Source organism: Stenotrophomonas maltophilia group sp. msm1 (assembly GCF_032025805.1).
Taxonomy (GTDB): Bacteria; Pseudomonadota; Gammaproteobacteria; order Xanthomonadales; family Xanthomonadaceae; genus Stenotrophomonas; species Stenotrophomonas hibiscicola.
Genome location: NZ_JAVSKH010000002.1, coordinates 218,203 through 244,369 on the forward strand (window position 1 = coordinate 218,203; position 26,167 = coordinate 244,369).

A 26,167-nucleotide genomic window follows, 5' to 3' on the forward strand; every position below is an offset into this window, starting at 1 on the left:
CCGACTGATCCTGCGCAATGCGGCTGCCATCCCCGTGCGCCACGCTGTGGCTGGAAGCCCCTGCCACAAAGCCGGAAGATGGAGCCTGCACACCGGGTTTCCAATGTCTTGACGCCCCTCTCCCATCCGGCCCACTAGCCTGCCCCAGCAAGGAGTTCCCATGACCATCCATGTCGGCGACCGCATTCCGGAAGTGACCCTCAAGCGCATCCGCGAGGGCATTGAAACGCTTGATACGCATTCGTTGTTCGATGCGCGCAAGGTGGTTCTGTTCGCCGTGCCCGGCGCGTTCACCCCGACGTGCTCGGCACGTCACCTTCCCGGCTACGTCGAAAAGTTCGAGGCCTTCCGCCAGCGCGGCATCGACGTCTACTGCATGGCCGTCAACGACCCGTTCGTGATGAAGGCCTGGGCCGCCGACCAGAGCGTGCCCGACGGCCTTCTGATGCTGTCCGACGGCAATGCCGAGCTGACCCGCGCCTTGGGTCTGGAGCTTGATGCGAGCGCGTCGGGCATGGGAATCCGCTCGCGTCGTTTTGCCCTGTACCTCGACGACGGCGTAGTTCGAGAGGCCTGGGTTGAACAGCCCGGCCAGTTCGAAGTGTCTTCGGCCGAGTACGTGCTGGAGCATCTCCCCACCTGATTCCCCACCGCAGAAGGAAACGGCCAGCCATGTCCACGCAGCCAGCCAAAGCCAGCAAGCCCGCCGCGGAAATTGCCGGCATCAGCGACCGCAAGACCCTGCGCGAACGCGCCCGGCGCAACATCGAAGATGGTGCGATCACCGACAGCTACAGCGCTGACCGCGAGGTGGTGATCAAGCTGCTCAACGACGCACTGGCCACCGAGTACGTCTGCGTTCTGCGCTACTACCGGCACTACTTCATGGCCAAGGGCATGCTGGCCGACGCGGTGAAAGCCGAGTTCCTCGAGCATGCACAGCAGGAGCAGGCGCATGCCGGCAAGCTGGCCGAGCGCATCGTCCAGCTGGGCGGCGAGCCGGATCTCAACCCGGATACGCTGACCGCGCGTTCGCACGCCGAATACAAGGAAGGCAGCGACCTGCGCGACATGGTGCGCGAGAACCTGGTGGCCGAGCGCATCGCCATCGACAGCTATCGCGAGATGATCAACTTCATCGGTGACCGCGATACCACCACCAAGCGCATCCTTGAAGAAATCCTGGCGCAGGAGGAAGAACACGCCGACGAGTTCGCCGACCTGCTGGACGGGTGGATCGGGGAGTAATCGCTACGCCACGCGATCGCTGCCATCTGCGGCGTTGTAGAACCGAGCCCATGCTCGGCTGACCGCTGCCGCACGTCGCAGGAGCAGCCGAGCATGGGCTCGGCTCTACAGCAGCGTGACGACATGCGGGAAGTGCCATCCAAGGTCGGCATCTAGCGCAGGACGTTGAACCGCACCTGCGTCCAGGCGCCGTCGGCTGCCAACGCGGTCAGGGTGTGCGTGCCGGGTTCGGCGAACTCTCGCTGCATCAGCTGCGCGCCGTGGGTCTGTGCAATCCAGCGTCCATCCAGCAGCCACTCCACCGCCTGCTCGCTGCCCAGCGCGCGCAGCTGCAGGCGTACGCCATGTTCCGAATTCGGCGCGCGCGCCAGCGTGGCGCCATCGTTGAGCCCATCGATGTGCAGCGCAACGCTGGCCTCGCGGCCATCATCACGGCAGTCCGGCGACAGCGCCGGCAGCTGCGAGGCTTCGCGCGTGGCCTTGGACAGCCATGGCGACAGCAACGCTGGCCAGCGCGCGATCTCGCGCGCGACTTCTTCGTGCGGCAAGCGGCAATCGGCCGAGACGCGCAGCCCGGTACGCGCGTCGGCAAGGTAGCGCTGCCGACCTGGTTGCCAGCGCCGTGCCTCGCGTTCGGGGAAGGTCGGTGGTGCCGCGCCTTCCAGCAGATAGGCTGGCATCAGCCGCTGGCAGAGCGCAGCAGGCAGGCCTTCGGCACGCTCACCAGTCGGCCAGCAGATGTCTTCTTGGCTGACGCTGGCCGGCATCGGCGCAGCGGCCGAGTCACCGCGCTGGCGCGGCAGGCTGTCCACCACCTCGAACATCAGCGGCAGCGCGGTCACCGCGCCGTACTGGCCCGGTAGCGGTGTGCCGTCCGGCCGGCCCACCCACACGCCCACGGTGTAGTGGCGGGTGCTGCCAATCGCCCACGCATCGCGGTACCCGTAGCTGGTGCCGGTCTTCCACGCCACGCGCGGGCGGCCACCGACATCGAACGTCCCGACGCTGTACCCCGGCCGCGGATTCGATTCCAGCATCTCGCGCACGATCCAGCTGGCGCCGGGCGAAGCGAGGCGCCGCTCGATCATCGGTTCGTCATCGGTGTAGCGCACGCGCCCGGCGATGCCGTTGCGGTTGAGCGCGGCGAACGCGCCGACCAGGTCTTCCAACCGCGCGCCGGTGCCGCCCAGGATCAGCGACAGATTGGGCGTACTGCCTGGCGGGAAGCGCAGCTGGATGCCCGCGTGCGACAGACGTGCAGCGAAGCGCGCGGCGCCGACCCGCTGCAGCAGGTCCACCGAGGGCACGTTCAGTGACAACCGCAAAGCGCTGGACGCGCCGATCGGCCCGTTGAAGGCCATGTCGAAGTTGCCGGGGCGGTAGCTGCCGAAACTCTGCGGCGCATCCACCAGCAGGCTTTCCGAATGGATCAGGCCATCATCCAGCGCCATCGCATACAGGAACGGCTTGAGCGTGGAGCCCGGCGAGCGCCAGGCCTGCACCATGTCCACGTGGCCGAGCCGCTGGCGGTCGCCGAAGGACAGGGTGCCGACATAGGCACGCGCCTGCAGCGTCTGGTTGTCGACCACCAGCAGCGCGGCCGAGGTGCGCTCGGGCAGCGTCGAGAAATAGCTGGCCACGCGTTCCTCCAGCGTGCGCTGCAGGCCGATATCAATGCTGCTCTGGATGCGCGCTTTGCCCGGCTGCGCTGAATGCAGCCTCTGCGCCAGCAACGCGGCGTGCAGCGGCGGCCGCAGCGAGCGCGCCACCACGTTCTCGATGCGCGCATCATCCACCTCTTCGGCTGTCCACGCGCCCAGCTCGGCCATGCGAGACAACACCTTGTCGCGTGCCTTCTGTGCCGCTTCCGGGTGGCGGTCCGGGCGCAGCCGGCTCGGCGCCTGCGGCAGCACCGCCAGCAACGCGGCCTCGGCATGTGACAGCTGCGCCGCTGGCTTGCCCAGATAGGCCCAGCTGGCCGCTTCCACGCCTTCGATGGTGCCGCCGTAGGGCGCGCGCTCCAGATACAGGGCCAGGATCTGCTGCTTGCTCAGGTGCACTTCCAGCTGCACCGCGCGCAGCATCTGCTTGAGTTTGCCCCAAGGCGTGCGCGAGTGCGGGTCGAGAATGCGCGCCACCTGCATGGTCAGGGTCGAACCGCCGGACACGATGCGGCCGCCGCGCAGCAGCTGGCCGCTGGCACGCAGCATCGCCACCGGGTTGATCCCCGGATGGCGCCAGAACCAGCGGTCTTCGTAGGTCAGCAACGCCTGCAGGTACAGCGGCGAGACGCTGTCGATCGAGGCAGGATAACGCCACACGCCCTCGGCATCGGCGAACGCACGCAGTGGCGTGCCGTCGGCGGCCACCACCAGAGTGCTGGTTTCGCGCTGCTTCGGCAGCGGGGGTGGGAAGGCGAAATCCAGCACCAGCAGCAGCGCCAGCGTGGCGGCCATGCCCCAGCGCAGCCACGGCCACAGAGGCTGCAGCCGGCGGCGCAGGGCTACCAGCCGGGTCGTCATCGTGTTCTTCATTGCAGGTTGCCAGCAGGACGGGCCGCGCCGTCGCGGCCCGTCCGCGCGGTCACGGCTGTACCACCGTGATCGTGGTCGGGTTGCTGCGGCCAACGCCACGCAGCTGCGGCCGGTACATGTCCTCCACCAGCGGTGGCGGCACCGAGTAGGTACCCGGGGTCACCGCGCGCACCAGGTAGAACACGTTGGCCTTGCTGCCACGCGAGAGCTTCAGCGCAGCCACGTAGCGGTCGTCGCGGAACTCCTCGTGCTTGGTATCGGCCGCTTCACCGCGGTCGCTGATGGTGATGCCATCGACCACCACATCGGCCCACTGCTTGGCGTCGCCCAGGTTGAAGTTCTCGATCTCCAGGCCCGCCGGCAGCAGGTCGGTCAGCAGCGCATCGGGCATTGTGGTGTCGGCGGTGACGGTGACGCGCACGATCAGTGCTTCGCCTTCCTTCAGAGGTCGCGGCGACCACGGTTTGCCATCGGTACCGAAGTAGCTCCGTTCAATACCCAGCACGCTGTTGTCCGGCGCCGGTGCGCTGCGCGGGATGCCGGCCACGTCGATGCTGGCGAACATCGGCGGCTGCCCCTGCGGAGTGAAGCGCACACCGCTGGCCAGCTCACTGGCGCTGAAGTTGCGGCCGAACAGCTTGCGCTCGCCGATGGCTTCGGTGTTGCCACCGATCACCAGCTCTCCGGCCACCAGCGCCTTCTGGTTGGCGGCGAGCGCCTTGCCAAGACGTGCAATCGCCACCTGTTCCTGCGTGCTCAGCCACATCCAGCCGGCATTGCGACGGGCATCCAGGCCACGGCCGAGATCGACCGCACGTGCGTCCCAGGCGGGCTTGGCCAGCTTGTTCTCGTGGGTCAGCGCGATCATCAGCGCGTCATCGCGGATCGCACTGCCGTAGTCGCCGAAGTACGACGGGCGCTCGCTGCTGGACTTGGCGAAGGCCGCCGCCAGCGCGGCCTGGCCACGCTTGGCATCGCCCTGCAGCGACAACGCCACGCCCAGATGGACCAGCGACAGGCCGCCCACCGCCTTGCTGCGCTCGTTGTCGTACAGCGTGCGTAGGGTACCGAGCGGTGCACGGTTGACCCGGGCCAGCACGTAGCCCGAATAGGCCTGGTTGGCGAACTTCAGCTTCTCGCGGTCGTCTTGGCCGTAGAACTGGTTGCCGCCGGACAGCAGATCCTCGCTAAGCCGGTTGAGCGCCTTCTGCAGCACGTTGTCGGGCACCGCGAAACCGGCATCCTTGGCGTCGAGCAGGAACTCGGTGATGTACGGGGTCAGCCACGGGTTCACGTAGCCGTCGTCACCCCACATCGAGAAGTTGCCGTTGGCCACCTGCATCGACGCCAGGCGACCGAACGCACCTTCCATGCGCTCGCGACGGGTCTTGGCATCCAGGCCGTCGGCACCGAGCATCGACGACGTCGCCTGGTCCAGGATCAGCGCCGCGTAACCCTTGCTGGTGGTCTGCTCGGCACAGCCATATGGATAATTCAGCGCGCCCTGCAGTGCACTGGCGAACGGGATTGGCGGCAGCGGGCTGACCAGCAGGCGCGCGTTCACCGACTCGGCCATCAGGCCGTCGGTCAGGCTGTTGTCGAGGCTGACCGCGGCCAGTGGATCCAGCGTGCGTACCTGCGAGCGCAGCACCTGCGGCCACGCCGCACGCACCGGCAGCTCGTAGCGGCGGTCGGCCTTGAATCCGTTGCCGTCCACCCGCACCCGCACCTTGGCTACGCTGTGGCCCTCACGCGCGGACAGCGGGAAACTCAGCGTGGTCTTGGCATCGGCATTCAACTGCACGCTGCGGCTGCCCTCACCCAAGTTCAACGGGCCCTCGCTTTCCACCTTCACGTTGAACTGCCCCGGCTTGCCGGTGAAGTTCTGCACATCCAGGGTGACAGTGCTGCGGTCACCCGGGGCCAGCACGCGCGGCATGCTGGCTTCGGCCAGGATCGGGGCGCGCACAATGGTTTCCACGTCGCGCTTGCCGTACTGGTCGTCGCTGTAGACCAGCGCCGACACGCGCAGGGTGCCGTTGAAATCCGGCACCTTCAGGCGGATGCGGGCATTGCCCTTGGCATCGAGCTGCACCGGGCCGGAGAACAGGTCCACGGTCTGCACGCGCGCGGTCGGGCGCTTGGCCTGCGGCAATGCCTGCAGTGCCATGTCGCCACCGAACTTCAGCTTGCCGCTGCCACCATCGAAGCTCTCGATCACCCGGCTGTAGATGTCATAGGCATCGATGCCGAGGCGACGCTGGGCGAAGAAGTGCGCGCCGGCGTCGGGCACCGGGAAACGGGTGATGTTGAGGATGCCCACGTCCACCGCCGAGACGGTGACGTGCGCCATCTTGCCGGCCAACTGTGGTGCGCTGACCGTCACCGGCAGGTCCTGCTCCGGGCGCATCTGCTTGGGCGCGGCCAGGCCGACGGCCACGGTGCGGCCCTTGCGGTCCATCGGCACATGCACCGCACCCACGGCACGGGCCGGAGTGATCTTGCTCGGCGCACTGCCGCCACGGAACACCAGCGCGGTGATGTAGACGTCGTGGCGTTCCCAGTCAGCGGTGACCGGAATCTTGAAGGTCGAACCCGGCTTGGCCTCGATGTCCTGCACGTACAGCATGCGGTCGGTCTCGACCATCAGGATGCCCTTGCCGGCATGCGGCGGGGTCACCGTCACTTCCAGGGTGTCGCCGGCCTTGTAGCCGGTCTTGTCCAGGCCCAGCTTGACCTTGTCCGGGCGCGCGTCCAGGCCGCGGTTGTCATCGCCCCAGCTCCAGCCGGCGCGGAACGGGTAGCGGCTGGTCAGGCCGGTGGACGGATCGAACACGTCCACGCGGTACTCGCCCCACTCCACCGGGAAATCGAAGGCGACCGCGCTGCCGCCGGCATCGACGGTGCGCGTTTCCTTGTTCTCGAAACGGCGGGTGAAATCGTAGTCCCAACGGTTGTCGTTGAAGGTCCAGTGGTAGTCGCGCAGTTCCCGCACCAGGGTGATCTTCAGGCCCTTGGCCGGCTGCGGCGCGCCGGTGGCATCCACGCGCATCAGCTCGAAGCGCGCGTTGCCGTTGGAGTCGGCACCGTCCTCGGGGTTGAACAGCGGGCGCACGCCGACCAGCGCATTGGCCGGCCACATCACCCGCTTCAGGGTACGGGTGACCGTGCGGCCACCGGTTTCATACAGGCTGCCGGACAGCACCACGGCAATCGGTGCCTTGGCCTTGGCCGCCTCTTCCGGCAATGCCACGTCCTCGCGCAGCTGGCCGTTGGCCGGCAGCGTGGTGTCGATCACGTCCTTGGCTTCGCGCGGCAGCTGCAGGGTCGGGTCACCGAAGAAGTAGCCCGGCAGGCCTTCCACCGGCTGCTGCTCGGCGGCCACCGCCATGCGCGCGGTGAAGCGGTTGCCATCGGCCGGTGCCCCGTACAGATAGGCACCATTGGCCTGCAGGCGCAGGTCCTCACCCGGCTTCAGCGTCTTCTGCGCGCTGTCCAGGTCCAGTTTCATGCGCTCGGGCAGGAACTCCTCGATGCGCAGGGTCATGCCCTGGATCGCTTCCTTGCTGGCCGGGTCGGTGCGGAACTCGACCTGCCAGCGCCCGGTCGGCGCCTCGGCGGGGATCACCTGCTCGAAATTGATGTAGCCCTGGTAACCCGGCTGCAGGCGGGTCTCGCGGAACGTCTTGCCGTCGGGCTGCTTCAGGCGCAGGAACACCGGTTGCGCCTTGACCGGCTTGCCATCGTTGTCACGCAGCAGCGCGGACAGGCGCACGGTCTCGCCCGGGCGGTACAGGTCGCGGCCGGACCAGGCATAGACATCGAACCATGCGTTGTCGCGGCCGGCCACGGCGAATTCGCTCAGGTCCAGCGCTGGCTGGTTGAACGGCAGGAAGCTGGTGTCCTTGCCGCTGCTGGCGACCAGCACGTGGGTGGCATCCAGGGTGTAGTTCAGCAGCGCATTGCCGTTGCCGTCGGTGCTGCCCTTCAGCACCACCTCGCCCTTGGCGTCGAGCACGCGCAGGTCGATGCCCTTCAGCGGCGCGCCGTCCTTGAGACCGGCGGTATGCACGAACAGCTTGTCCTTGTAGGCGCGGGTGTGCAGGCCGATGTCACTGACCGAGAAGAACGCGGTATCGAATTCGCCCTCATAGTCGCCGGTGCGCTTGAGCAGGGCGAAGTACAGGCCCGGCTCCTGCAGTTCCTTGATGTCCTGGGTCGGCAGGTAGGTCAGCACCCGCTCGTTCTGCTTGCCGCCAAGGATGAAGCGGTTGACGTAGACCGGCTCGGCCAGCTTGTTGATCGGGCTGCGCTCGTAGTCGCTGCTGAGCTCCCAGCTGCCACGGCGGCCACCGCGCTGGTACTGGCTGAAGAAGGTCGGCAGGTCCTTCTCGCGCACGCGCAGGAACTCGACGTCCACTTCCGGCACGTTCACCGAGACCACCGGCAGGCCACGGCTGTCCTTGGCCGGCAGCACGCTGCCCTGCGAGGCGAACCCAACCACCGGCTTCAGCTCGCCACTGAACACCTTCTGCTTCAGTTCCTTGCCCAGCCTGCTGCCATCGGCGGCCAGCAGGTCCGGCGAGACCACCAGGCTGAATTCCTTGCCGGCCTCGACGAACGGGTAGCGCAGGGTCAGGCCGTCATCGGACAGCGTCCAGCTGCTGTCGTCGGTGCCGACCTTCTCCTCGAAGCGCACCAGCGTGTCAAAATCCTGGGTGCCGACCAGCGGGCGCGAGAACTCCAGCGCCAGCGACAGGCCGTCATTCTTCTGGTCCGGGTAGGCGCGCAGAAGGGTGAATTCCTTCACCTGCTCGGCCTTGGTGGTGATCGCCTCGCCACTGGCCTTGGGCAACTGCCCGCTGTCGTTGCGGCAGCCGGCCAGGCCCAGCAACAGGCCTCCTGCCAGTACCGCCGCCGCCCATCCCCACCGCTTCCGCCGTGCCGGACCGCTCATGTCGTCACTCCTTGATCGAGGTGGCCATTATAGGCAGGCCGCGTCAAGGTGTTGACGCGATTTCGGCAATTGCCGCGGGTGCGGGTGGTGCCGGCCGCTGGCCGGCAACCGGCATGGCAGGTTGGATGGGATTGCCGGCCAGCGGCCGGCACTACCGATCAAACTACCCCGGCAGGTACAGGTCCACGTAGTCGGTCACCGGCATTGCCGCCAGGGCCACCGGGTCCAGCGATGCGGCCAGGATGCGCTGCTGCTGGCTGGTCGGGAAGCGGTGGGCCAGGTGCCGGCGGAACTTGTCCATCAGCAGCGGAATGCCTTCCTCGCGACGGCGCGCGTGGCCCAGCGGGTACTCCACCAGCACCTCCGGCAGCGCGGTGCCATCGGTGAAGCGCACGCTCAGGCCATTGGCGATGCTGCGCTTCTCAGGGTCCAGGTAATCGGCGCTGAGCTGCGGATCCTCATGACAGGCCATCTTCGCGCGCAGTGCGTCGATGCGCGGGTCGGCGGCAATGTCGTCCTCGTAATCCTCGGCCGTCAACCGCCCGTGCAGCAGCGCGATGGCGACCATGTACTGCACGCAGTGGTCGCGGTCGGCCGGGTTATGCAGTGGGCCCTGCTTGTCGATGATGCGGATGCAGGCTTCCTGGGTCCGGATCGCGATGTGCGCGATGTCCTCGACCCGCCGCCCCATCGCACGGAACTGCTGGTGCAGCATGACCGCGGCCTCCACTGCGGTCTGGCCGTGGAACTCGGCCGGGTAGCTGATCTTGAACAGCACGTTCTCCATCACGTAGCTGCCCAGCGGTCGCGCCAGCGTCAGCGCCTGACCGTGCATGGATACGGCCTCGAAACCCCATGTCGGTGCACTCAATACGCTGGGATAGCCCATCTCGCCGCTGGCTGCCATCAGCGCCAGACGCACGCCACGACTGGTCGCATCGCCAGCGGCCCAGCTCTTGCGCGAGCCGGTATTGGGCGCGTGACGGTAGGTGCGCAGCGCCTGGCCATCTATCCAGGCCAGCGACACTGCATTGAGCATGCGTTCGCGATCCAGCCCGAGCAGCTGCGAGACCACCGCGGTGGTGGCCACCTTGACGAGCACCACATGGTCCAGCCCGACGCGGTTGAAGGAGTTCTGCAGCGCCAGCACGCCCTGGATCTCGTGCGCCTTGATCATCGCCAGCAGCACGTCGTGCACGGTCGGCGGCGGACGACGCAGGGCCTGCGCGTTGCGCCCCAGCCAGTCGCAAACAGCCAGGATGCCGCCGAGATTGTCGGAAGGATGGCCCCACTCGGCAGCCAGCCAGGTGTCGTTGAAATCCAGCCAGCGCACCATTGCGCCGAGGTTGAAGGCGGCCTGCACCGGGTCCAGCACGTAGTGCGTACCCGGCACGCGCGCGCCGTTGACCACGCTGATGCCCGGCACCAGTGGACCGAGCAGCTTGCTGCAGGCCGGGAAGGACAGCGCTTCCAGGCCGCAGCCCAGCGTATCAAGCAGGCAGTGATGCGCGGTCTGGAACGCCAGCGGTGAGTCGATGCGTACGTCGCGCACGTAATCGACGATGTCCACCAGAAGCGCATCCCACGCTGCACGCTCGTTGGATGGGGTGTGGCTGTCGGACATCGTCGATCTCCTCGTTGCGGTGCACGGTTGCCCGTGCACCATGCCAACCAAGGTTGGCATCTACCAGAGCACTATTCGGCCGGCACCCGCACTTTGCCTTCCATCAGCACGCGGGCGCTGCGGCTCATGATGGCCTTGGTCACTGTCCACTGGCCGTCAACGAGACCTGCCTGCGCACCCACGCGCAACGTGCCCGAGGGATGACCGAACGTAACCGCTTCGCGTTCGCCGCCACCGGCGGCGCGATTGACCAGCGTGCCCGGAATCGCCGCGGCGGTACCGATCGCTACGGCGGCGGTACCCATCATCGCGTGATGCAGCTTGCCCATCGACAACGCGCGCGCATGCAGGTCGATGGCCGACGCCGGAATCGCCTTGCCACTGGACGACACGTAGTCCTGAGCCGGTGCAACGAACGCCACCTTCGGCGTGTGCTGGCGGGTCGCGGCGTCTTCCAGTTTCGGGATCAGGCCCATGCGCAGCGCGCCGTAAGCACGAATGGCCTCGAATTTCTGCAGCGCCGCCTTGTCTTCGTTGATTGCAGGCTGCAGCTCGGTGCCGGCGTAGCCCAGGTCGGCCGCATTGAGGAAGATGGTCGGAATGCCGGCCGTGATCATCGTCACCTCGAAGCTGCCCACGCCGGGCACATCCAAGGTGTCCACCAGATTGCCGGTCGGGAACATCGCGCCCGCATCGCCATCATCGGACGGATCGATGAACTCCAGCTGGATCTCGGCCGCCGGGAAGGTCACGCCATCCAGCTCGAAATCACCGGTCTCCTGCACTTCGCCATCGCGCATCGGCACGTGCGCGATGATGGTCTTGCCGATGTTGGCCTGCCAGATGCGCACGGTGCACAGGCCATCGCGCGGCACCCGGGCCGGATCGATCAGCCCATTGGCGATCGCGAACGGACCCACTGCAGTGCTGAGGTTGCCGCAGTTGCCGCTCCAATCGACGAAGGCGGTGTCGATCGAGACCTGGCCGTACAGGTAGTCCACATCGTGGTCCGGCACCGAGGCGGTGGAGATGATCACGCACTTGCTGGTGCTGGAGGTGGCACCGCCCATGCCGTCGGTCTGCTTGCCATACGGATCGGGCGAGCCGATCACGCGCATCAGCAGCGCATCGCGCGCGGCGCCCGGCACCTGAGCGGCTTCGGGCAGGTCCTGCAGGCGGAAGAACACGCCCTTGCTGGTGCCGCCACGCATGTAGGTGGCGGGAATACGGAGTTGCGGGAGGAAGGTCATGGATCGGGTTCCTGTGTGCAGTGAAACAATTCTCTGGGAGGCGTGCACCGCCCTAAGGTGGGCCATATGTACTGGCTTCATCTTCGATTCGATGCGCGCTCGAGCAGTTTCTGGAAGTGCCCCAGAGGCAGGGGGGCCGGAGGCCCCGAAGCAAGACCTTCAGCGATCAACTGGCGAAGCAGGTCTTCAGCCTTGCTTCGCCGACGCTGACGGATAAGGTCGCGAACGTACTCGGAAGCGCTGGCGTGGTCGCCTTCACGAACTTCCTGGTCCACGAACTGTTTAAGCTCATCAGTCAGCACCACGTTGACATTGACCATATAGACCTCCACTGCGGAACTGTCACGCGACAGTCTGCGAGGCACCAAAGGCAACGACAAGGGCAGAAAGCGCCGGCCGTTGCTTAAAGAGGCCTTCGCCATCACGCAGGCGCTCCAGTATGACTTCGCCGCGCCCGCGCGGACGTTCCCTGCTGCCATCGGAACAGGTACAAGATGACCAGCTTGGTACTGCCACTCACCACTGCCAGCAGCAGCAACGGCCATCCCATCCGTAGGCCCATGGCGAAGGCAAATACGATCGTGGACAGGTCCATGAGCAGGATCAACTGGCTCATCCGCAGCGACACTGCACCGGTATGGCCATTGCGAAGGATCAACAGGATCTGATGCGTGTAGCCCAGCCCCAGCAAGGCAGTGATGGCCACGATCATCGCACTGGCCACCACCCTGCCCTCGTCCGCGTGACGATCACCCCAGGCCAAGCCGGTCAGCGCGCAGATCAGCAGCAGCGCGGCTGCCAACACGCTGGTCGTCGCGGAGCGATTCCGTCGGTCGCGCCAGAGCTCCACCAGGATGGCCATGACCAGCACCGACGCGAGCAAGCGTGGCCAGACAATGAAGTGATTGAACGGCGTGACGCTGTAGCCATAGACGAAGAAGGACAGGTACGCCAGGAAGCTGACCGTGAATTGATTCAGCGACAATACTGCAGTGGCGCTGTCAGTCGCGTCCGCACGCTCCCGACGGTTGCGCACCAGGCGCAACTGCGCGCCCACACCCAATAGGCTCAGCAGGATGAAGGCGGTGTTGACCGTGCCTGCGATGTTGTAGAACGCCGTTCCCATGCAGTTGGGGCAACACCCCTCTCCTCCGCGACCACCGCCATGCGGGCCGAAGCCAGCATGGCGGCAACTCGATACAAGTCAGCTATCTGCTGCCTTACGCCACCTTGGCGCCTTCCAGGAAATCCTGGGCGAAGCGCTGCAGCACGCCACCGGCTTCGTAGATCGCCACTTCCTCGTCGCTGTCCAGGCGGCAGGTCACTGGCACGATCACGTCCTGGCCGTCGCGGCGGTGGATGACCAGCGTCAGGTCGGCGCGCGGGGTGCGCTCGCCGATCACGTCGAAGGTCTCGGTGCCGTCGATGCCCAGGGTCAGGCGGGTGGTGCCCGGCTTGAACTCCAGCGGCAGCACACCCATGCCGATCAGGTTGGTGCGGTGGATGCGTTCAAAGCCTTCGGCCACGATCGCTTCCACACCTGCCAGGCGCACGCCCTTGGCGGCCCAGTCACGCGAGCTGCCTTGGCCGTAGTCGGCACCGGCGATGATGATCAGCGGCTGCTTGCGCTCCATGTAGGTCTCGATCGCTTCCCACATGCGCATCACCTTGCCTTCCGGCTCCACGCGCGCCAGCGAACCCTGCTTCACGCTGCCATCGTCGTTGCGCACCATTTCGTTGAACAGCTTCGGGTTGGCGAAGGTGGCGCGCTGTGCGGTCAGGTGGTCACCGCGGTGGGTAGCGTAGGAATTGAAGTCCTCTTCCGGCAGGCCCATCTTCGCCAGGTATTCGCCGGCGGCACTGGACGCCAGGATCGCGTTGGACGGCGACAGGTGATCGGTGGTGATGTTGTCCGGCAGCACCGCCAGCGCCCGCATGCCTGCCAGCGTGCGCTCACCGGCCAGTGCACCCTCCCAGTAGGGCGGGCGGCGGATGTAGGTGCTCTGCGGGCGCCAGTCGTACAGCGGGCTGACTGCGGCACCGTTCTCCACGCGCACGTTGAACATCGGGTTGTAGACCCTGCGGAACTGCTCGGGCTTCACCGAGGCCTTCACCACCGCGTCGATCTCGGCATCGCTCGGCCAGATATCCTTCAGGCGCACCTCGTTGCCATCGGCGTCCACGCCCAGCACGTCCTTCTCGATATCAAAGCGAACGGTGCCGGCGATGGCATAGGCGATCACCAGCGGCGGCGAGGCCAGGAAGGCCTGCTTGGCGTACGGGTGGATGCGGCCATCGAAATTGCGGTTGCCCGACAGCACGGCCGTGGCGTACAGGTCACGGTCGATGATTTCCTGCTGGATCTTCGGTTCCAGCGCACCGCTCATGCCGTTGCAGGTCGTGCAGGCGAAGGCGACGATGCCGAAGCCGAGCTGCTCCAGGTCAGGCAGCAGGCCGGACTCTTCCAGGTACAGCTGCACCGCCTTCGAGCCGGGCGCCAACGAGGACTTCACCCACGGCTTGCGCAGCAGGCCACGTTCGTTGGCCTTGCGCGCCAACAGTGCTGCGGCGATCACGTTGCGCGGGTTGGAGGTGTTGGTGCAGCTGGTGATGGCGGCGATGATCACCGCGCCATCGGGCATCAGGCCCTGCGCCTGCTCGGCCTTGCCCGCTGCCAGCTTGGCCTCGTCGGCGATGCCGCGCTCGGCCAGCTCGGCGGTCGCCACGCGCTTGTGCGGGTTGGACGGGCCGGCCATGTTGCGCACTACGCTGGACAGGTCGAAGCGCCGCACGCGCTCGTACTGCGCGGTGGCCAGGTCGTCAGCCCACAGGCCAGTGGTGCGGGCGTAGTTCTCCACCAGCGCCACCTGCGATTCCTCGCGGCCGGTCAGGCGCAGGTAATCGATGGTCTGCCCGTCGATGTAGAACATCGCGGCGGTCGCGCCGTATTCGGGGCACATGTTGGAGATGGTGGCGCGGTCACCGATGGTCAGTGCCGCCGCCCCCTCGCCGAAGAATTCAAGGTACGCGCCGACCACGCGCTCCCTGCGCAGGAATTCGGTCAGCGCCAGCACCACGTCGGTGGCGGTGATGCCCGGCTGCGGCCTGCCGGTCAGCTCGACGCCGATGATGTCCGGCAGCCGCATCCACGAGGCACGACCGAGCATCACGTTCTCCGCTTCCAGGCCGCCCACACCAATGGCGATCACACCCAGCGCATCCACATGCGGGGTGTGGCTGTCGGTGCCCACGCAGGTGTCGGGGAAGGCCACGCCGTCCTGCACGTAGATCACCGGCGACATCTTCTCCAGGTTGATCTGGTGCATGATGCCGTTGCCCGGCGGAATCACGTCCACGTTCTGGAACGCCTGCTTGGTCCAGTCGATGAAGTGGAAACGGTCTTCGTTGCGGCGATCCTCGATGGCGCGGTTCTTCTCGAAGGCCTGCGGATCGTAGCCACCGCATTCCACCGCCAGCGAGTGATCGACGATCAACTGCACCGGCACCACCGGATTGACCTTGGCCGGGTCACCGCCCTTGTCGGCAATCGCATCGCGCAGGCCGGCCAGGTCAACCAGTGCGGTCTGGCCGAGGATGTCGTGGCACACCACGCGTGCCGGGAACCACGGGAAGTCGAGGTCGCGACGGCGCTCGATCAGCTGCTTCAGCGAATCGCCGAGCGTGGCCGGATCGCAGCGGCGCACCAGGTTCTCGGCCAGCACGCGCGAGGTGTACGGCAGAGTGGCATAGGCGCCGGGCTGGATCGCATCGACGGCGGCGCGCGCGTCGAAATAGTCCAGCGCGCTGCCGGGGAGGTTCTTGCGGTAATCGGTATTCATGGGCTGGCGGAATGCTTGGGGCGGGCCGGGTGCCGGCGGTGCGGCGGCGAAAGCATCCGGCCGGCACGCGGCCGGCCGGATGAGTACAGCAGGTGGATCAGACGCGCTTGTCGATGGCGACGAAGTCGCGGTCTTCCGGACCGATGTAATTGGCGCTCGGGCGGATGATCTTGCCGTCGATGCGCTGCTCGATGATGTGCGCGCTCCAGCCGGCGGTGCGGGCGATCACGAACAGCGGAGTGAACATCGCGGTCGGCACGCCCATCATGTGGTAGCTGACCGCACTGAACCAGTCCAGGTTCGGGAACATCTTCTTGATGTCCCACATCACCGATTCCAGGCGCTCGGCGATGTCGTACATCTTCATGCTCGACTGCTCTTCGGACAGCTCGCGGGCCACGTCCTTGATCACCTTGTTGCGCGGATCGGACACGGTATAGACCGGGTGGCCGAAGCCGATCACCACTTCCTTGCGCTCGACGCGGGCCTTGATGTCTTCCTCGGCTTCATCCGGGTTGTCGTAGCGCTTCTGCACTTCGAACGCCACTTCGTTGGCACCGCCATGCTTGGGACCGCGCAGCGCGCCGATGCCACCGCAGATCGCGCTGTACATGTCGCTGCCGGTGCCGGCGATGACGCGGCAGGTGAACGTCGAGGCGTTGAACTCGTGCTCGGCGTACAGGATCAGCGAGGTGTGCATCGCCTTCACCCACGAGTCCTGCGGCTTCTCGCCGTGCAGCAGGTGCAGGAAGTGGCCACCGATCGAGTCATCGTCGGTCTCCACGTCGATGGCACGGCCGTTGTGGCTCCAGTGGTACCAGTACAGCAGCATCGAGCCGAGGCAGGCCATCAGCTTGTCGGCAATGTCGCGCGCGCCCGGGTGGTTGTGGTCGTCCTTCTCCGGCGCCACGCAGCCGAGCACGGAGACACCAGTGCGCATCACGTCCATCGGGTGTGCCGACGGCGGCAGTTCTTCCAGCGCGGCCTTCACCGCGGCCGGAATGCCACGCAGCGACTTCAGCTTGGCCTTGTACGAAACCAGCTCGGCGCGGGTCGGCAGCTTGCCGTGCACCAGCAGGTAGGCGATTTCCTCGAATTCGCTGGTGTTGGCCAGGTCCAGGATGTCATAGCCACGGTAGTGCAGGTCGTTGCCGCTGCGGCCCACGCTGCACAGCGCGGTGTTGCCGGCAGCGGTGCCGGACAGGGCGACGGACTTCTTCGGCTTGAAGGTGGGGGTTGCGGTCGTATCGTTCATGTTTCCCTCCGAAACTTGATGGTGCAGGGTACTGCTTATTTCTTGGCGGCGAACAGCGCATCGAGCTGCTGCTCGAAGGCGTGATAGCCGATGCGGTCGTACAGCTCTTCGCGGGTCTGCATGGTCTCCACCACGTTGCGCTGATGGCCATCGCGGCGCACCGCCTGGTACACGTTCTCGGCCGCCTTGTTGGCCGCGCGGAACGCCGACAGCGGGAACAGCTGGATGGCGACGCCGGCCGAGGCCAGTTCATCGCGACTGAACAGCGGGGTGGCACCGAATTCGGTGATGTTGGCCAGCACCGGCACCTTCACCGCGTCCACGAAGCGGCGGTAGGTGTCCAGATCGTAGGCGGCCTCGGCGAAGATGCCGTCGGCACCGGCCTCGACGCAGGCGATGGCGCGCTCGATCGCCTTGTCCACGCCGTCCACCTGGATGGCATCGGTACGCGCGATCAGGAAGAAGTCCGGGTCGGTCTTGGCATCGGCAGCGGCCTTCACACGGTCCACCATTTCGCCCTGCGAGACGATTTCCTTGCCCGGACGGTGACCGCAGCGCTTGGCGCCAACCTGGTCTTCGATGTGGCAGGCGGCCGCGCCTGCCTTGATCAGCGACTTCACGGTGCGCGCGATGTTGAACGCACTCGGGCCGAAGCCGGTGTCGATGTCGACCATCAGCGGCAGGTCGCAGACATCGGTGATGCGGCGCACGTCCACCAGCACGTCTTCCAGGGTGTTGATGCCCAGATCCGGCAGGCCCAGCGAGCCGGCGGCAACACCGCCACCAGACAGATAGATGGCGCGGAAGCCGGCGCGCTTGGCCAGCAGGGCGTGGTTGGCGTTGATCGCGCCGATCACCTGCAACGGCGATTCGGCAGCCAGCGCCTCACGGAAGCGGGCACCGGCGGAGAAAGGGGCGGAAGCGGTCATGCGGCGATCCAGGTTGAAGTACGGGACAGAGGGCGCAAGCCCCGTGCCAAGCTGCAAGCCTTTGATTTCACAGACATGACCACCCCGCAACAATGAAACATATGAAACATTGAAACGGATGTATCATGAAACATTCCGACCAATTGCTGCCGTCATGTACCTGCCCCGCACCCCGCTGCGCCACGCCGATGCCGACCCCGGCCGTCCGGTGATCTGGACCGTCAGCGTTTCGCGCCTGACCGGCCTGCTCGGCGACGTCATCCCCGAGTTCGACCGCCGTGCGCGCATCGAGCAGATCAACCTCGGCTTCGAGGAAGCCGTGGACGTGATCGGCAAACGCCTGCGCCGTGAGCATTGCGACGTAGTGATCGCCGGCGGCTCCAATGCCGCCTGGCTACGCGGGCGGCTGGAGCTGCCACTGGTGCCGATCCAGGCCAACGGCTTCGACCTGATGGAAGCGCTGGCCCGTGCCCGCCGCATAGCCAGCCGAATCGGCCTGGTCACCCACGCCAGCGACGTGCCGGTGTTCAGCAACTTCCAGCAGAGTTTCGGCCTGGATATCGAGCATCGCCGCTTCGTCACCCGCGAGGACGCGCGCGACTGCATCGCCGACCTGCGCGCCAACGGCATCGAGGTGATCGTCGGTACCGGCATGGCCATCGACCACGCCGAACAGGCCGGCCTGCCGGGGGTACTGCTCTATTCGGCCGACTCGGTGCGGCAGGCGTTCGAACATGCACTGGAGCTGACCCAGGCCTTGGCCCGCTCCGGTGGCAACCACGCCGCCCCGCGCCGACGCCCTGCAGCGCGTGCAGACGCGCCTGAACTGCTCGGCGACAGCGAAGCCATGGCACAGGTGCGCGCGCAGATCGCGCTGTATGCCCCACATGACAGCACCGTGCTGGTCAGCGGCGAAACCGGCACCGGCAAGGAACTGGTCGCGCGCCAACTGCACGCCGCCAGCGGCCGTCGCGGGCGCTTCGTGGCGCTGAACTGCGGCGCGATCAGCGAATCGCTGCTGGAAGCGGAGCTGTTCGGCTACAGCGATGGCGCCTTCACCGGCGCACGTCGTGGCGGCCGCGTTGGCCTGGTCGAGGCCGCAGACGGCGGCACGCTGTTCCTGGATGAAATTGGTGAACTACCCCTGCCGCTGCAGACCCGCCTGCTGCGCGTGCTGGAAGAACGCGAGGTGCTGCGTGTCGGTGCCACCGAACCGACGCCGGTCGATCTGCGCGTGGTGGCCGCCACCCTGCAGTCGCTGGAGCAGCGTGCGGCGACCGGTAGTTTCCGTCGCGACCTCTACTACCGCCTGGCCGCGCTGCGGATTGCCCTGCCCTCGCTGCGGGCGAGGCGTTCGGACATCCCGCTGCTGGCACAGCACTTCTTCCGCCAGCTGCGTGGCATCGACGCGCCATTGGATGAGGATGCACTGGCGGTGCTGAGCGCAGCCCAGTGGCCCGGAAACGTGCGCGAACTGCGCAATGTGGTCGATCGCCTGCGCATCCACTGGCAGCCGGCTGAAGGGCCTATTGATGCTTCGCGACTGCTGCAGCTTGCGCCCGAGCTGGCAAGCGAAGGCGCGACGGCACTGCCGCTGGAAAGTAACGGCAAACGCCCGCCGCGTGCGCAGCTGGAAGCATTGCTGCAGGAACATCGCAATGACCGCGAGGGCATGGCACAGGCGCTGGGCGTATCACGCACCACGCTATGGCGCTGGCTGCGCGCGGAGGGTCTGTAGAGCCGAGCCCATGCTCGGCTGCTTCTGCAGGGACAACAGCCGAGCATGGGCTCGGCTCTACCGCAGCCCCGGCACCGCCCCGACTTACGGATACAGCAGGCGCTTGCTCCAGCGCCCTTCGGCGCCGGCTTCATAGCACCAGCGTTCGTGCAGGCGGAACTGCGCGCCGTACCAGAACTCGATGCGGTCAGGCACCACGCGCAGGCCGCTCCAGCCGTCGGGGCGCGGCACGTCCTTGCCTTCGAAGCGCGCTTCGACCTCGGCCACGCGCGCATCGAATTCCTCGCGCGTTGCCAGCGTCTTCGACTGCTGCGAGGCCCACGCGCCGATCTGGCTCATGCGCGGGCGGCTGGCGAAATAGGCGTCGGCCTCAGCATCGGCGACCTGCTCGACACGGCCCTCGATGCGTACCTGGATGCCGGCCTCGCGCAGGCTGCGCCACAGGAACAACAGCGCGGCCTGCGGATTGGCCTGCAGCTCACGGCCCTTGTGGCTGTCCAGGTGGGTATAGAAGACGAAGCCGCGCTCGTCGAAGGCCTTCAGCAGCACGGTGCGCGCCGAGGGACGGCCCTGCGTATCGGCGGTGGCCACCGTCATCGCGTTCGGCTCGACCTCGCGGCTCTGCCTGGCCTCTTCGAACAGGGCGGCAAACGTGGACAGGGCTTCTGCGTACAGGTCGCTCATGATTGCGTTCTTCTCACACGGATTGGGCTATTGTGGCTGCATGGCCGCTGCTGCGTATATGCCCCAGGTGAAAGGATTCCCCGAAACATTGGCCGAACAGGCGCTGGACGATGCACTGGGCAGCGGCGCAGCAGTTCCAGTATTGGCGATCAGCGGCCTGCAGGGGAGCGGCAAATCGACGCTGGCCGCGCAGGTGGTGGCCCGCGCCCAGGCACGCGGCCTGAACGCCGCCACGCTGTCCATCGATGATGTCTACCTGACCCGCGCACAGCGGCAGCGGCTGGCCCGCCAGGTGCATCCGCTGCTGATCACGCGCGGCCCGCCGGGCACCCACGACCTGACGCTGGCCCACGCGGTGCTCGACGCCGTAACCGCACGCCAGCCTTTGGCGATGCCCCGCTTCGACAAGCTGGCCGACGAACGCGTGCACGAAGCGCAATGGCCGCGTATCGAGCAGCCCCTCGACCTGCTGGTGTTCGAAGGCTGGTTCCTGGGCACGCCGGCGCAGGATGACGCCGCGCTGGACAGCCCGTTGAACGCACTGGAGCGCGAAGCCGACGCCGATGGTCGCTGGCGGCGCTGGTGCAACCAGGTGCTGGCCCGCCACTACCCGGCGCTGTGGCAGCGCTGCGACCGCCTGTGGTTCCTGCAGCCGCCGGATTTCTCGGTGGTACCGCGCTGGCGCTGGCAGCAGGAGCAGAACCTGCAGGCCGCGCAGCCGGGCCGGCACGGCATGAGCCGGCCACAGCTGGAGCGCTTCGTGCAGTACTACGAGCGGGTCAGCCGCCAGGCGCTGCATGCCCTGCCCGCCCTGGCCGACCACGTGGTGGTGCTGGACGGCCAGCGACAGGTGCAGGACGTGCGCTGAGCGCGCCTATTCCACCAGGAAGGTCACCCGCAGGTTGACCCGCCATTCGGTGATTTCGCCGCTGCCATTGGTCACCACCTTGGTCTCGTTCACCCAGGCGCCCTGGATGCCCTTGACCGTCTCGGAGACCTTCTTCAGACCGCTGCGCACGGCGTCCTCCACGCTCTTCGGCGAGGAGGCGGTGATTTCGATGACCTTGGCGACCGTCATGGCCTGTACTCCGGTTGGCGCGGGAAACCCCGCAGGAACGCCTACCCTGACGTGAAGGACGTAAAGGCCGGGGCACGGAGGTGTTAGCATCAGAGGGCATGAATCCTGCTCCGAACCTGATCCTGATCGGCCCGATGGGCGCCGGCAAAACCTGCATCGGCCGCCGCCTGGCCGAGCGCTTCACGCTGGACTTCATCGATGTCGACCAGGCCATCGTCGACGCCGCCGGCGCCAGCATCCCGACCATTTTCGAGCACGCCGGCGAAGCCGGCTTCCGCAGCCATGAGCGGCAGGCCTTGGCCCGCGTGCTCGAAGGCCGAGGCCAACTGGTCTCCACCGGCGGCGGAGCGGTGCTGGATCCGGACAACCGCGCATTGATTGCCCGGCGCGGCTTCGTGGTCTACCTGCGGGTCGGCGTGGCCGCGCAGCTGGAACGCCTGGCCCGCGACAAGGGCCGGCCGCTGCTGCAGCGCCCGGACCGCGAGCAGGTGCTGCATGATCTGGCCGCACAGCGCGACCCGCTGTACCGAGAACTGGCCGACCTCACGCTCGATACCGACCCGTATACCGCTGCCGACGCGACTGCCCAACTGGTAGTCAAGCTGGCCACGCAATGGCAGCGCCAGGACATGACCACATGACTTCCCCCGCCTTGCTGCAGGTCGCCGTTGGCGGCGATCGCCCCTACTCCATCACCATCGGCGCCGGTGCCCTGACCGATGGCGCTGCACTGGTTTCACACGTGCGCGGCCGCCATGTGCTGCTGCTCAGCGACAGCGAAGTGGCTCCGCGCTATCTGGCGTCGGCCAAGCAGACGCTGTTGGCCGCACGCCCCGACCTGATCGTCGGCGAGCACGTGCTGGCCGCCGGCGAAGCCTCCAAGACGCTGGCCGAATTCGGCCGTGCGATCGAAGCGCTGGCTGCGCTCGGCGCCACCCGCGATGCCTGCGTGTTCGCGCTGGGCGGCGGCGTGGTCGGTGATCTCGCCGGCTTCGCCGCGGCCTGCTGGATGCGGGGCGTGGACTGCGTGCAGCTGCCCACCACCCTGCTGGCGATGGTCGATTCGTCAGTCGGTGGCAAGACCGCGGTCGACATTCCCGCCGGCAAGAACCTGGTCGGCGCCTTCCATCCACCGCGCGCGGTCATCGCCGATACCCGCGTGCTGGCCAGCCTGCCAGCGCGCGAGCTGCGTGCCGGCCTGGCCGAAGTGGTGAAGTACGGCGCGCTGGGCGATGCCGTGTTCTTCGAATGGCTGCAGCAGCATGCCGATGCGCTGCTGGCCGGCGAGGATGCCACGCTGGCCGAAGCCATCGCGCGCAGCTGCCGGCACAAGGCCGCCATCGTCGAGCGCGATCCGTTCGAGAAGGGCGAGCGTGCCCTGCTCAATCTCGGCCACACCTTCGGCCATGCCATCGAGACCGAGCAGGGCTACTCGGCTCCGGGCCGCGATGCGCTGAACCATGGCGAAGCCGTGGCGGTCGGTATGGTGCTGGCGGCAAAGCTGTCCACCGACCTGGGCCTGGCCGACGACGCCGACCGCGCGCGCCTGCAGGCACTGTTGGAACGCCTCGGCCTGCCGGTGGCAATTCCGGCCGGGCTCGACCCGCAGGCCCTGCTCGGCCGCATGCGCCTGGACAAGAAGAATGTGGCCGGCCGCCTGCGCCTGGTGCTGTGGCGCGGCATGGGGCGTGCCGAAGTGGTGCCGGACGTGGATGAGGCGGCGGTGCTGAAGGTGCTGTCGGGCCGGTAGAGCCGGCCGCTGGCCGGCTTGTCCGCTCATGAGGTTGCCGGCCAGCGGCCGGCTCTGCCGGGATGCGCGGGAGGATTGCCAGCCAACAGCCGGCACGACCGGGCTGCGCGACAGGATTGCCGGCCAGCGGCCGGCACGGCCGCGTTGCGGCCGGGGTCACTCTGGCCCCGCTACAATCGTCGGCATGCACGTCTACCTGCAACATCCCGACGCCGGCGCGCAGGCACCGCGCTTCCTGCGCCTGAGCCTGCAGCCGGACCTGTTCGGCGGCTGGGAACTGTTGCGCGAGAGCGGTCGCGTCGGTGGCCGCTCGCAGCTGCGGCGCGAGCTGTTCCTGCAGGCCGACGAAGCCCGCCATGCCTTCGAGAAGGCCCGCGATGCCGAACTGCATCGCGGTTTCCAGATCCTCTCGCACGGCGACTGACGCCGCTGCCAACTTTCGTCCAAGGAATGCCCATCGTGACCAGCCCTCTCCGCAACGATCGCCTGCTGCGCGCCCTGCGCCGCGAACCGGTGGACTGCACCCCTGTCTGGCTGATGCGCCAGGCCGGCCGCTACCTGCCGGAGTACCGCGCGACCCGGGCCAAGGCCGGCAGCTTCCTGGCCATGGCCAAGACCCCGGAGATTGCCTGCGAAGTCACCCTGCAGCCGCTGCGCCGCTTCCCGCTGGATGCGGCCATCCTGTTCTCGGACATCCTCACCATTCCCGATGCGATGGGCCTGGAGCTGTACTTCGTCGAAGGCGAAGGCCCGAAGTTCCGGCACCCGGTGCGTGACGAAGCCGCCATCGCCCGGCTGGCGGTGCCGGACATGGAACAGGACCTGGGCTACGTGATGGATGCGGTACGGCTGATCCGCCGCGAACTGGACGGCCAGGTGCCGCTGATCGGCTTCTCCGGCAGCCCGTGGACACTGGCCTGCTACATGGTGGAAGGCGGTGGCAGCAAGGACTTTGCGCGCATCAAGGCCATGGCACTGAACCACCCGCAGGCCCTGCACCGCCTGCTGGAGGTCACCACCGACGCCGTGATCGCCTACCTTGGCGCGCAGCGCGCGGCCGGTGCGCAGGCGCTGCAGGTGTTCGACACCTGGGGTGGCGTGCTGTCGCCGTCGATGTACCGCGAGTTCTCGCTGCGCTACCTGCAGCGCATCGCCGAAGGCCTGGACCGTGGCCAAGGCAGCGAACGCACGCCGCTGATCCTGTTCGGCAAGGGCACCGGCCTGCACCTGGAAGCACTGTCGCAGACTGGCGCCGACGCGCTGGGCCTGGACTGGACCCTGGACCTGGATGAGGCCATGCGCCGCACCGGCGGCCGCGTCGCCCTGCAGGGCAACCTCGACCCGACTACGCTGTACGCCTCGCCGGATGCGATCGCCGCCGCTACCGCGCGCGTGCTCGACACCTATGCCGCTGGCAATGGTGGTTCGCGCGAGGGCCATGTGTTCAACCTCGGCCATGGCATGTCGCCGGACATGGACCCGGCGCATGTACAGGTGCTGGTCGACGCAGTGCACGCGCACAGCCAACGCTGAGCATTCCGCATGCAGGTACGGCGCGACCTTGATCGCGCCGTGACCCGCAGTGCGCGATCATGGCGGCCCCCACGCTGCACCGGCCGCACCCCATGTCCACATCGCCATCGACCTACAACCGCCAGCGTCCCCTGCTGTGGCTGGTGTCTTTGGCGATCTTCATGCAGATGCTGGACTCGACCATCGTCAACACGGCGTTGCCGGCGATGGCGGCCAGCCTGGGCGAGAGCCCGCTGCAGATGCAGTCGGTGGTGTTCAGCTATGCGCTGGCGGTGGCCACCTTCATTCCCGCCTCGGGCTGGATCGCCGACCGCTATGGCACCCGGCGCACCTTCCTGGTGGCGATCATCCTGTTCACCCTCGGCTCGCTGGCCTGCGCGTTGGCCCAGCACCTGCACCAGCTGGTCGGTGCGCGCGTGCTGCAGGGCATCGGCGGTGCGATGCTGCTGCCGGTCGGCCGGCTGGCGGTGATGCGCTCGGTGCCACGCGAGGATTTCCTGCGCGCGATGAGCTTCATCGCCATCCCCGCGCTGGTCGGCCCGCTGATCGGCCCCACGCTGGGCGGCTGGCTGGTCGAGATCGCCTCATGGCACTGGGTGTTCCTGATCAACCTGCCGATCGGCGTGATCGGTTTCATCGCCGCGATGAAGATCATGCCCGACCATTACGCCAGCCATCGCACCCGCTTCGACCTGCGCGGCTACGTCATGCTGGCCTTTGCGATGGTGGTGCTGTCGCTGGCACTGGACGGCATCTCCGGGCTCGGCACGCCACACGCACTGGTGATGCTGATGACCGTGGCCGGCCTGGCGGCGCTGGTGGGCTACTGGCTGCACGCCGCCAACTCCACCGCGCCGTTGTTCTCGCTGGCGCTGTTCCGCGTGCCCAGCTACCGCATCGGCATCCTCGGCAACCTGTTCTCGCGCATCGGCAGCAGCGCCATGCCGATGCTGATCCCGTTGCTGTTGCAGGTCGGCCTGGGCCTGGGCCCGATGAACGCCGGCCTGATGATGGTGCCGGTGGCGGCGGCCGGCATGGTGTCGAAGAAGCTGGCGGTAAAGCTGGTCGAGCGCTACGGCTACCGCCGCGTACTGATGGTCAACACCGTGCTGGTGGGCCTGGCGATGGCCAGCTTCATCCTGATGACACCGGGCCAGCACCTGGCCTGGCGCCTGCTGCAGCTGGCGTTCTTCGGTGCGGTCAATTCGCTGCAGTTCACCGTGATGAACACCGTAACCCTGCGCGACCTGGACCGCGAATTCGCCAGTTCCGGCAACAGCCTGCTGTCGATGGTGATGATGCTCGCCGCTGGTTTCGGTGCCGCCGCTGCGGGCAGCCTGCTGGCCGCGTTCGGCAACCACTTGGACAGCAACAGCGCGACCGCCGCGCTGCATGCCACGTTCCTGTGCGTAGGCGCGATCACGCTGACTTCGACGATGATCTTCTGGCAGCTACCCGATACCAAGCCGGAGCCACGGCAGGTCGAGCACGTGGCGGAGTGAGGGTGGTTCGGCAGGGCCTGCGGCCCTGCACCTGCAGAGGCTTCAAGCCAAGGCAACAGCAACAGCAAAAGCAGGCATTCCGTGGGATGGCGGGGCGGTGTCGCAGCGCGGGGACGCCGTGAACCCGTCCATGGGGGCTTGGCAGCCGCATCCATGCGGCTGACACCCCGCACTGCGACACCGCCCCACCTCTGACAGATTTTCGCGATCGGGTAGATCCACGCCGTGCGTGGATGAGCGTCCATT

Annotated in this window: 20 protein-coding genes; 9 read left to right on the forward strand and 11 right to left on the reverse strand. The window is 67.1% G+C overall.

Annotation, left to right across the window (positions count from 1 at the left end):
• Positions 1-160 precede the first annotated feature (160 nt).
• Complete coding sequence (locus ROV95_RS08625) at positions 161-643, forward strand: peroxiredoxin (protein ID WP_312543980.1); 483 nt, start codon at positions 161-163, stop codon at positions 641-643.
• A gap of 29 nt (positions 644-672) precedes the next feature.
• Entirely contained in the window at positions 673-1,248 is a 576-nt protein-coding gene (locus ROV95_RS08630; RefSeq protein ID WP_019660039.1) for a ferritin-like domain-containing protein, read from the forward strand.
• Between the two features lie 152 nt (positions 1,249-1,400).
• Here ROV95_RS08630 and pbpC read toward each other — a convergent pair whose 3' ends face one another.
• From pbpC to prpB, 9 genes are all read right to left on the reverse strand, one after another.
• Complete coding sequence (pbpC, locus tag ROV95_RS08635) at positions 1,401-3,782, reverse strand: penicillin-binding protein 1C (RefSeq protein ID WP_312543983.1); 2,382 nt, start codon at positions 3,780-3,782, stop codon at positions 1,401-1,403.
• 49 nt (positions 3,783-3,831) lie between these two features.
• Positions 3,832-8,739: an alpha-2-macroglobulin gene (locus tag ROV95_RS08640; RefSeq protein WP_312543985.1), complete on the reverse strand. Its 4,908-nt coding sequence runs from the start codon at positions 8,737-8,739 to the stop codon at positions 3,832-3,834.
• Between the two features lie 163 nt (positions 8,740-8,902).
• Positions 8,903-10,363 carry a bifunctional 2-methylcitrate dehydratase/aconitate hydratase gene (locus ROV95_RS08645; protein WP_312543987.1) on the reverse strand — a complete coding sequence of 487 codons (1,461 nt, stop codon included), beginning with the start codon at positions 10,361-10,363 and terminating at the stop codon, positions 8,903-8,905.
• Between the two features lie 71 nt (positions 10,364-10,434).
• Positions 10,435-11,613, reverse strand: a complete 1,179-nt coding sequence (gene prpF, locus ROV95_RS08650; protein ID WP_312543989.1) for a 2-methylaconitate cis-trans isomerase PrpF — start codon at positions 11,611-11,613, stop codon at positions 10,435-10,437.
• A 77-nt stretch (positions 11,614-11,690) separates the two neighbouring features.
• A complete protein-coding gene (locus tag ROV95_RS08655; protein ID WP_312545099.1) occupies positions 11,691-12,035 on the reverse strand; it encodes a type II toxin-antitoxin system ParD family antitoxin in 345 nt (114 codons plus the stop codon).
• Complete coding sequence (locus tag ROV95_RS08660) at positions 12,035-12,739, reverse strand: hypothetical protein (protein ID WP_312543991.1); 705 nt, start codon at positions 12,737-12,739, stop codon at positions 12,035-12,037. The genes ROV95_RS08655 and ROV95_RS08660 overlap by 1 nt, the downstream gene beginning before the upstream one ends.
• A gap of 94 nt (positions 12,740-12,833) precedes the next feature.
• Positions 12,834-15,452, reverse strand: a complete 2,619-nt coding sequence (gene acnD / locus ROV95_RS08665) for a Fe/S-dependent 2-methylisocitrate dehydratase AcnD (protein ID WP_312543993.1) — start codon at positions 15,450-15,452, stop codon at positions 12,834-12,836.
• 97 nt (positions 15,453-15,549) lie between these two features.
• Positions 15,550-16,707: a 2-methylcitrate synthase gene (gene prpC / locus ROV95_RS08670; protein ID WP_005418357.1), complete on the reverse strand. Its 1,158-nt coding sequence runs from the start codon at positions 16,705-16,707 to the stop codon at positions 15,550-15,552.
• A 35-nt stretch (positions 16,708-16,742) separates the two neighbouring features.
• A complete protein-coding gene (prpB, locus tag ROV95_RS08675; RefSeq protein ID WP_005418360.1) occupies positions 16,743-17,636 on the reverse strand; it encodes a methylisocitrate lyase in 894 nt (297 codons plus the stop codon).
• Between the two features lie 154 nt (positions 17,637-17,790).
• Here prpB and prpR point away from each other — a divergent pair, with 154 nt between their 5' ends.
• The gene (prpR, locus tag ROV95_RS08680; protein WP_312543995.1) at positions 17,791-19,374 is read left to right on the forward strand and encodes a propionate catabolism operon regulatory protein PrpR; all 1,584 of its coding nucleotides are present in this window, start codon (positions 17,791-17,793) and stop codon (positions 19,372-19,374) included.
• Between the two features lie 84 nt (positions 19,375-19,458).
• Here prpR and pdxH read toward each other — a convergent pair whose 3' ends face one another.
• A complete protein-coding gene (gene pdxH, locus ROV95_RS08685) occupies positions 19,459-20,058 on the reverse strand; it encodes a pyridoxamine 5'-phosphate oxidase (RefSeq protein WP_019660049.1) in 600 nt (199 codons plus the stop codon).
• Positions 20,059-20,098: 40 nt separating this feature from the next.
• Here pdxH and ROV95_RS08690 point away from each other — a divergent pair, with 40 nt between their 5' ends.
• Positions 20,099-20,926, forward strand: a complete 828-nt coding sequence (locus ROV95_RS08690) for a kinase (protein WP_312543996.1) — start codon at positions 20,099-20,101, stop codon at positions 20,924-20,926.
• A gap of 6 nt (positions 20,927-20,932) precedes the next feature.
• Here ROV95_RS08690 and ROV95_RS08695 read toward each other — a convergent pair whose 3' ends face one another.
• On the reverse strand, positions 20,933-21,136 hold the full coding sequence (locus ROV95_RS08695) for a dodecin family protein (RefSeq protein ID WP_005410663.1): 204 nt from the start codon (positions 21,134-21,136) through the stop codon (positions 20,933-20,935).
• Positions 21,137-21,234: 98 nt separating this feature from the next.
• On the opposite strand from ROV95_RS08695, the gene ROV95_RS08700 reads away from it, so the two are divergent.
• From ROV95_RS08700 to mdtD, 5 genes are all read left to right on the forward strand, one after another.
• A complete protein-coding gene (locus ROV95_RS08700) occupies positions 21,235-21,777 on the forward strand; it encodes a shikimate kinase (protein WP_019660051.1) in 543 nt (180 codons plus the stop codon).
• A complete protein-coding gene (gene aroB, locus ROV95_RS08705) occupies positions 21,774-22,886 on the forward strand; it encodes a 3-dehydroquinate synthase (RefSeq protein WP_312543997.1) in 1,113 nt (370 codons plus the stop codon). Before ROV95_RS08700 ends, aroB begins: the two co-directional genes overlap by 4 nt.
• 184 nt (positions 22,887-23,070) lie before the next feature.
• Complete coding sequence (locus tag ROV95_RS08710; protein WP_019660053.1) at positions 23,071-23,310, forward strand: WGR domain-containing protein; 240 nt, start codon at positions 23,071-23,073, stop codon at positions 23,308-23,310.
• A 26-nt stretch (positions 23,311-23,336) separates the two neighbouring features.
• On the forward strand, positions 23,337-24,419 hold the full coding sequence (gene hemE, locus ROV95_RS08715; protein ID WP_312543999.1) for a uroporphyrinogen decarboxylase: 1,083 nt from the start codon (positions 23,337-23,339) through the stop codon (positions 24,417-24,419).
• A gap of 92 nt (positions 24,420-24,511) precedes the next feature.
• The gene (mdtD, locus tag ROV95_RS08720; protein WP_026347030.1) at positions 24,512-25,921 is read left to right on the forward strand and encodes a multidrug transporter subunit MdtD; all 1,410 of its coding nucleotides are present in this window, start codon (positions 24,512-24,514) and stop codon (positions 25,919-25,921) included.
• Positions 25,922-26,167 lie beyond the last annotated feature (246 nt).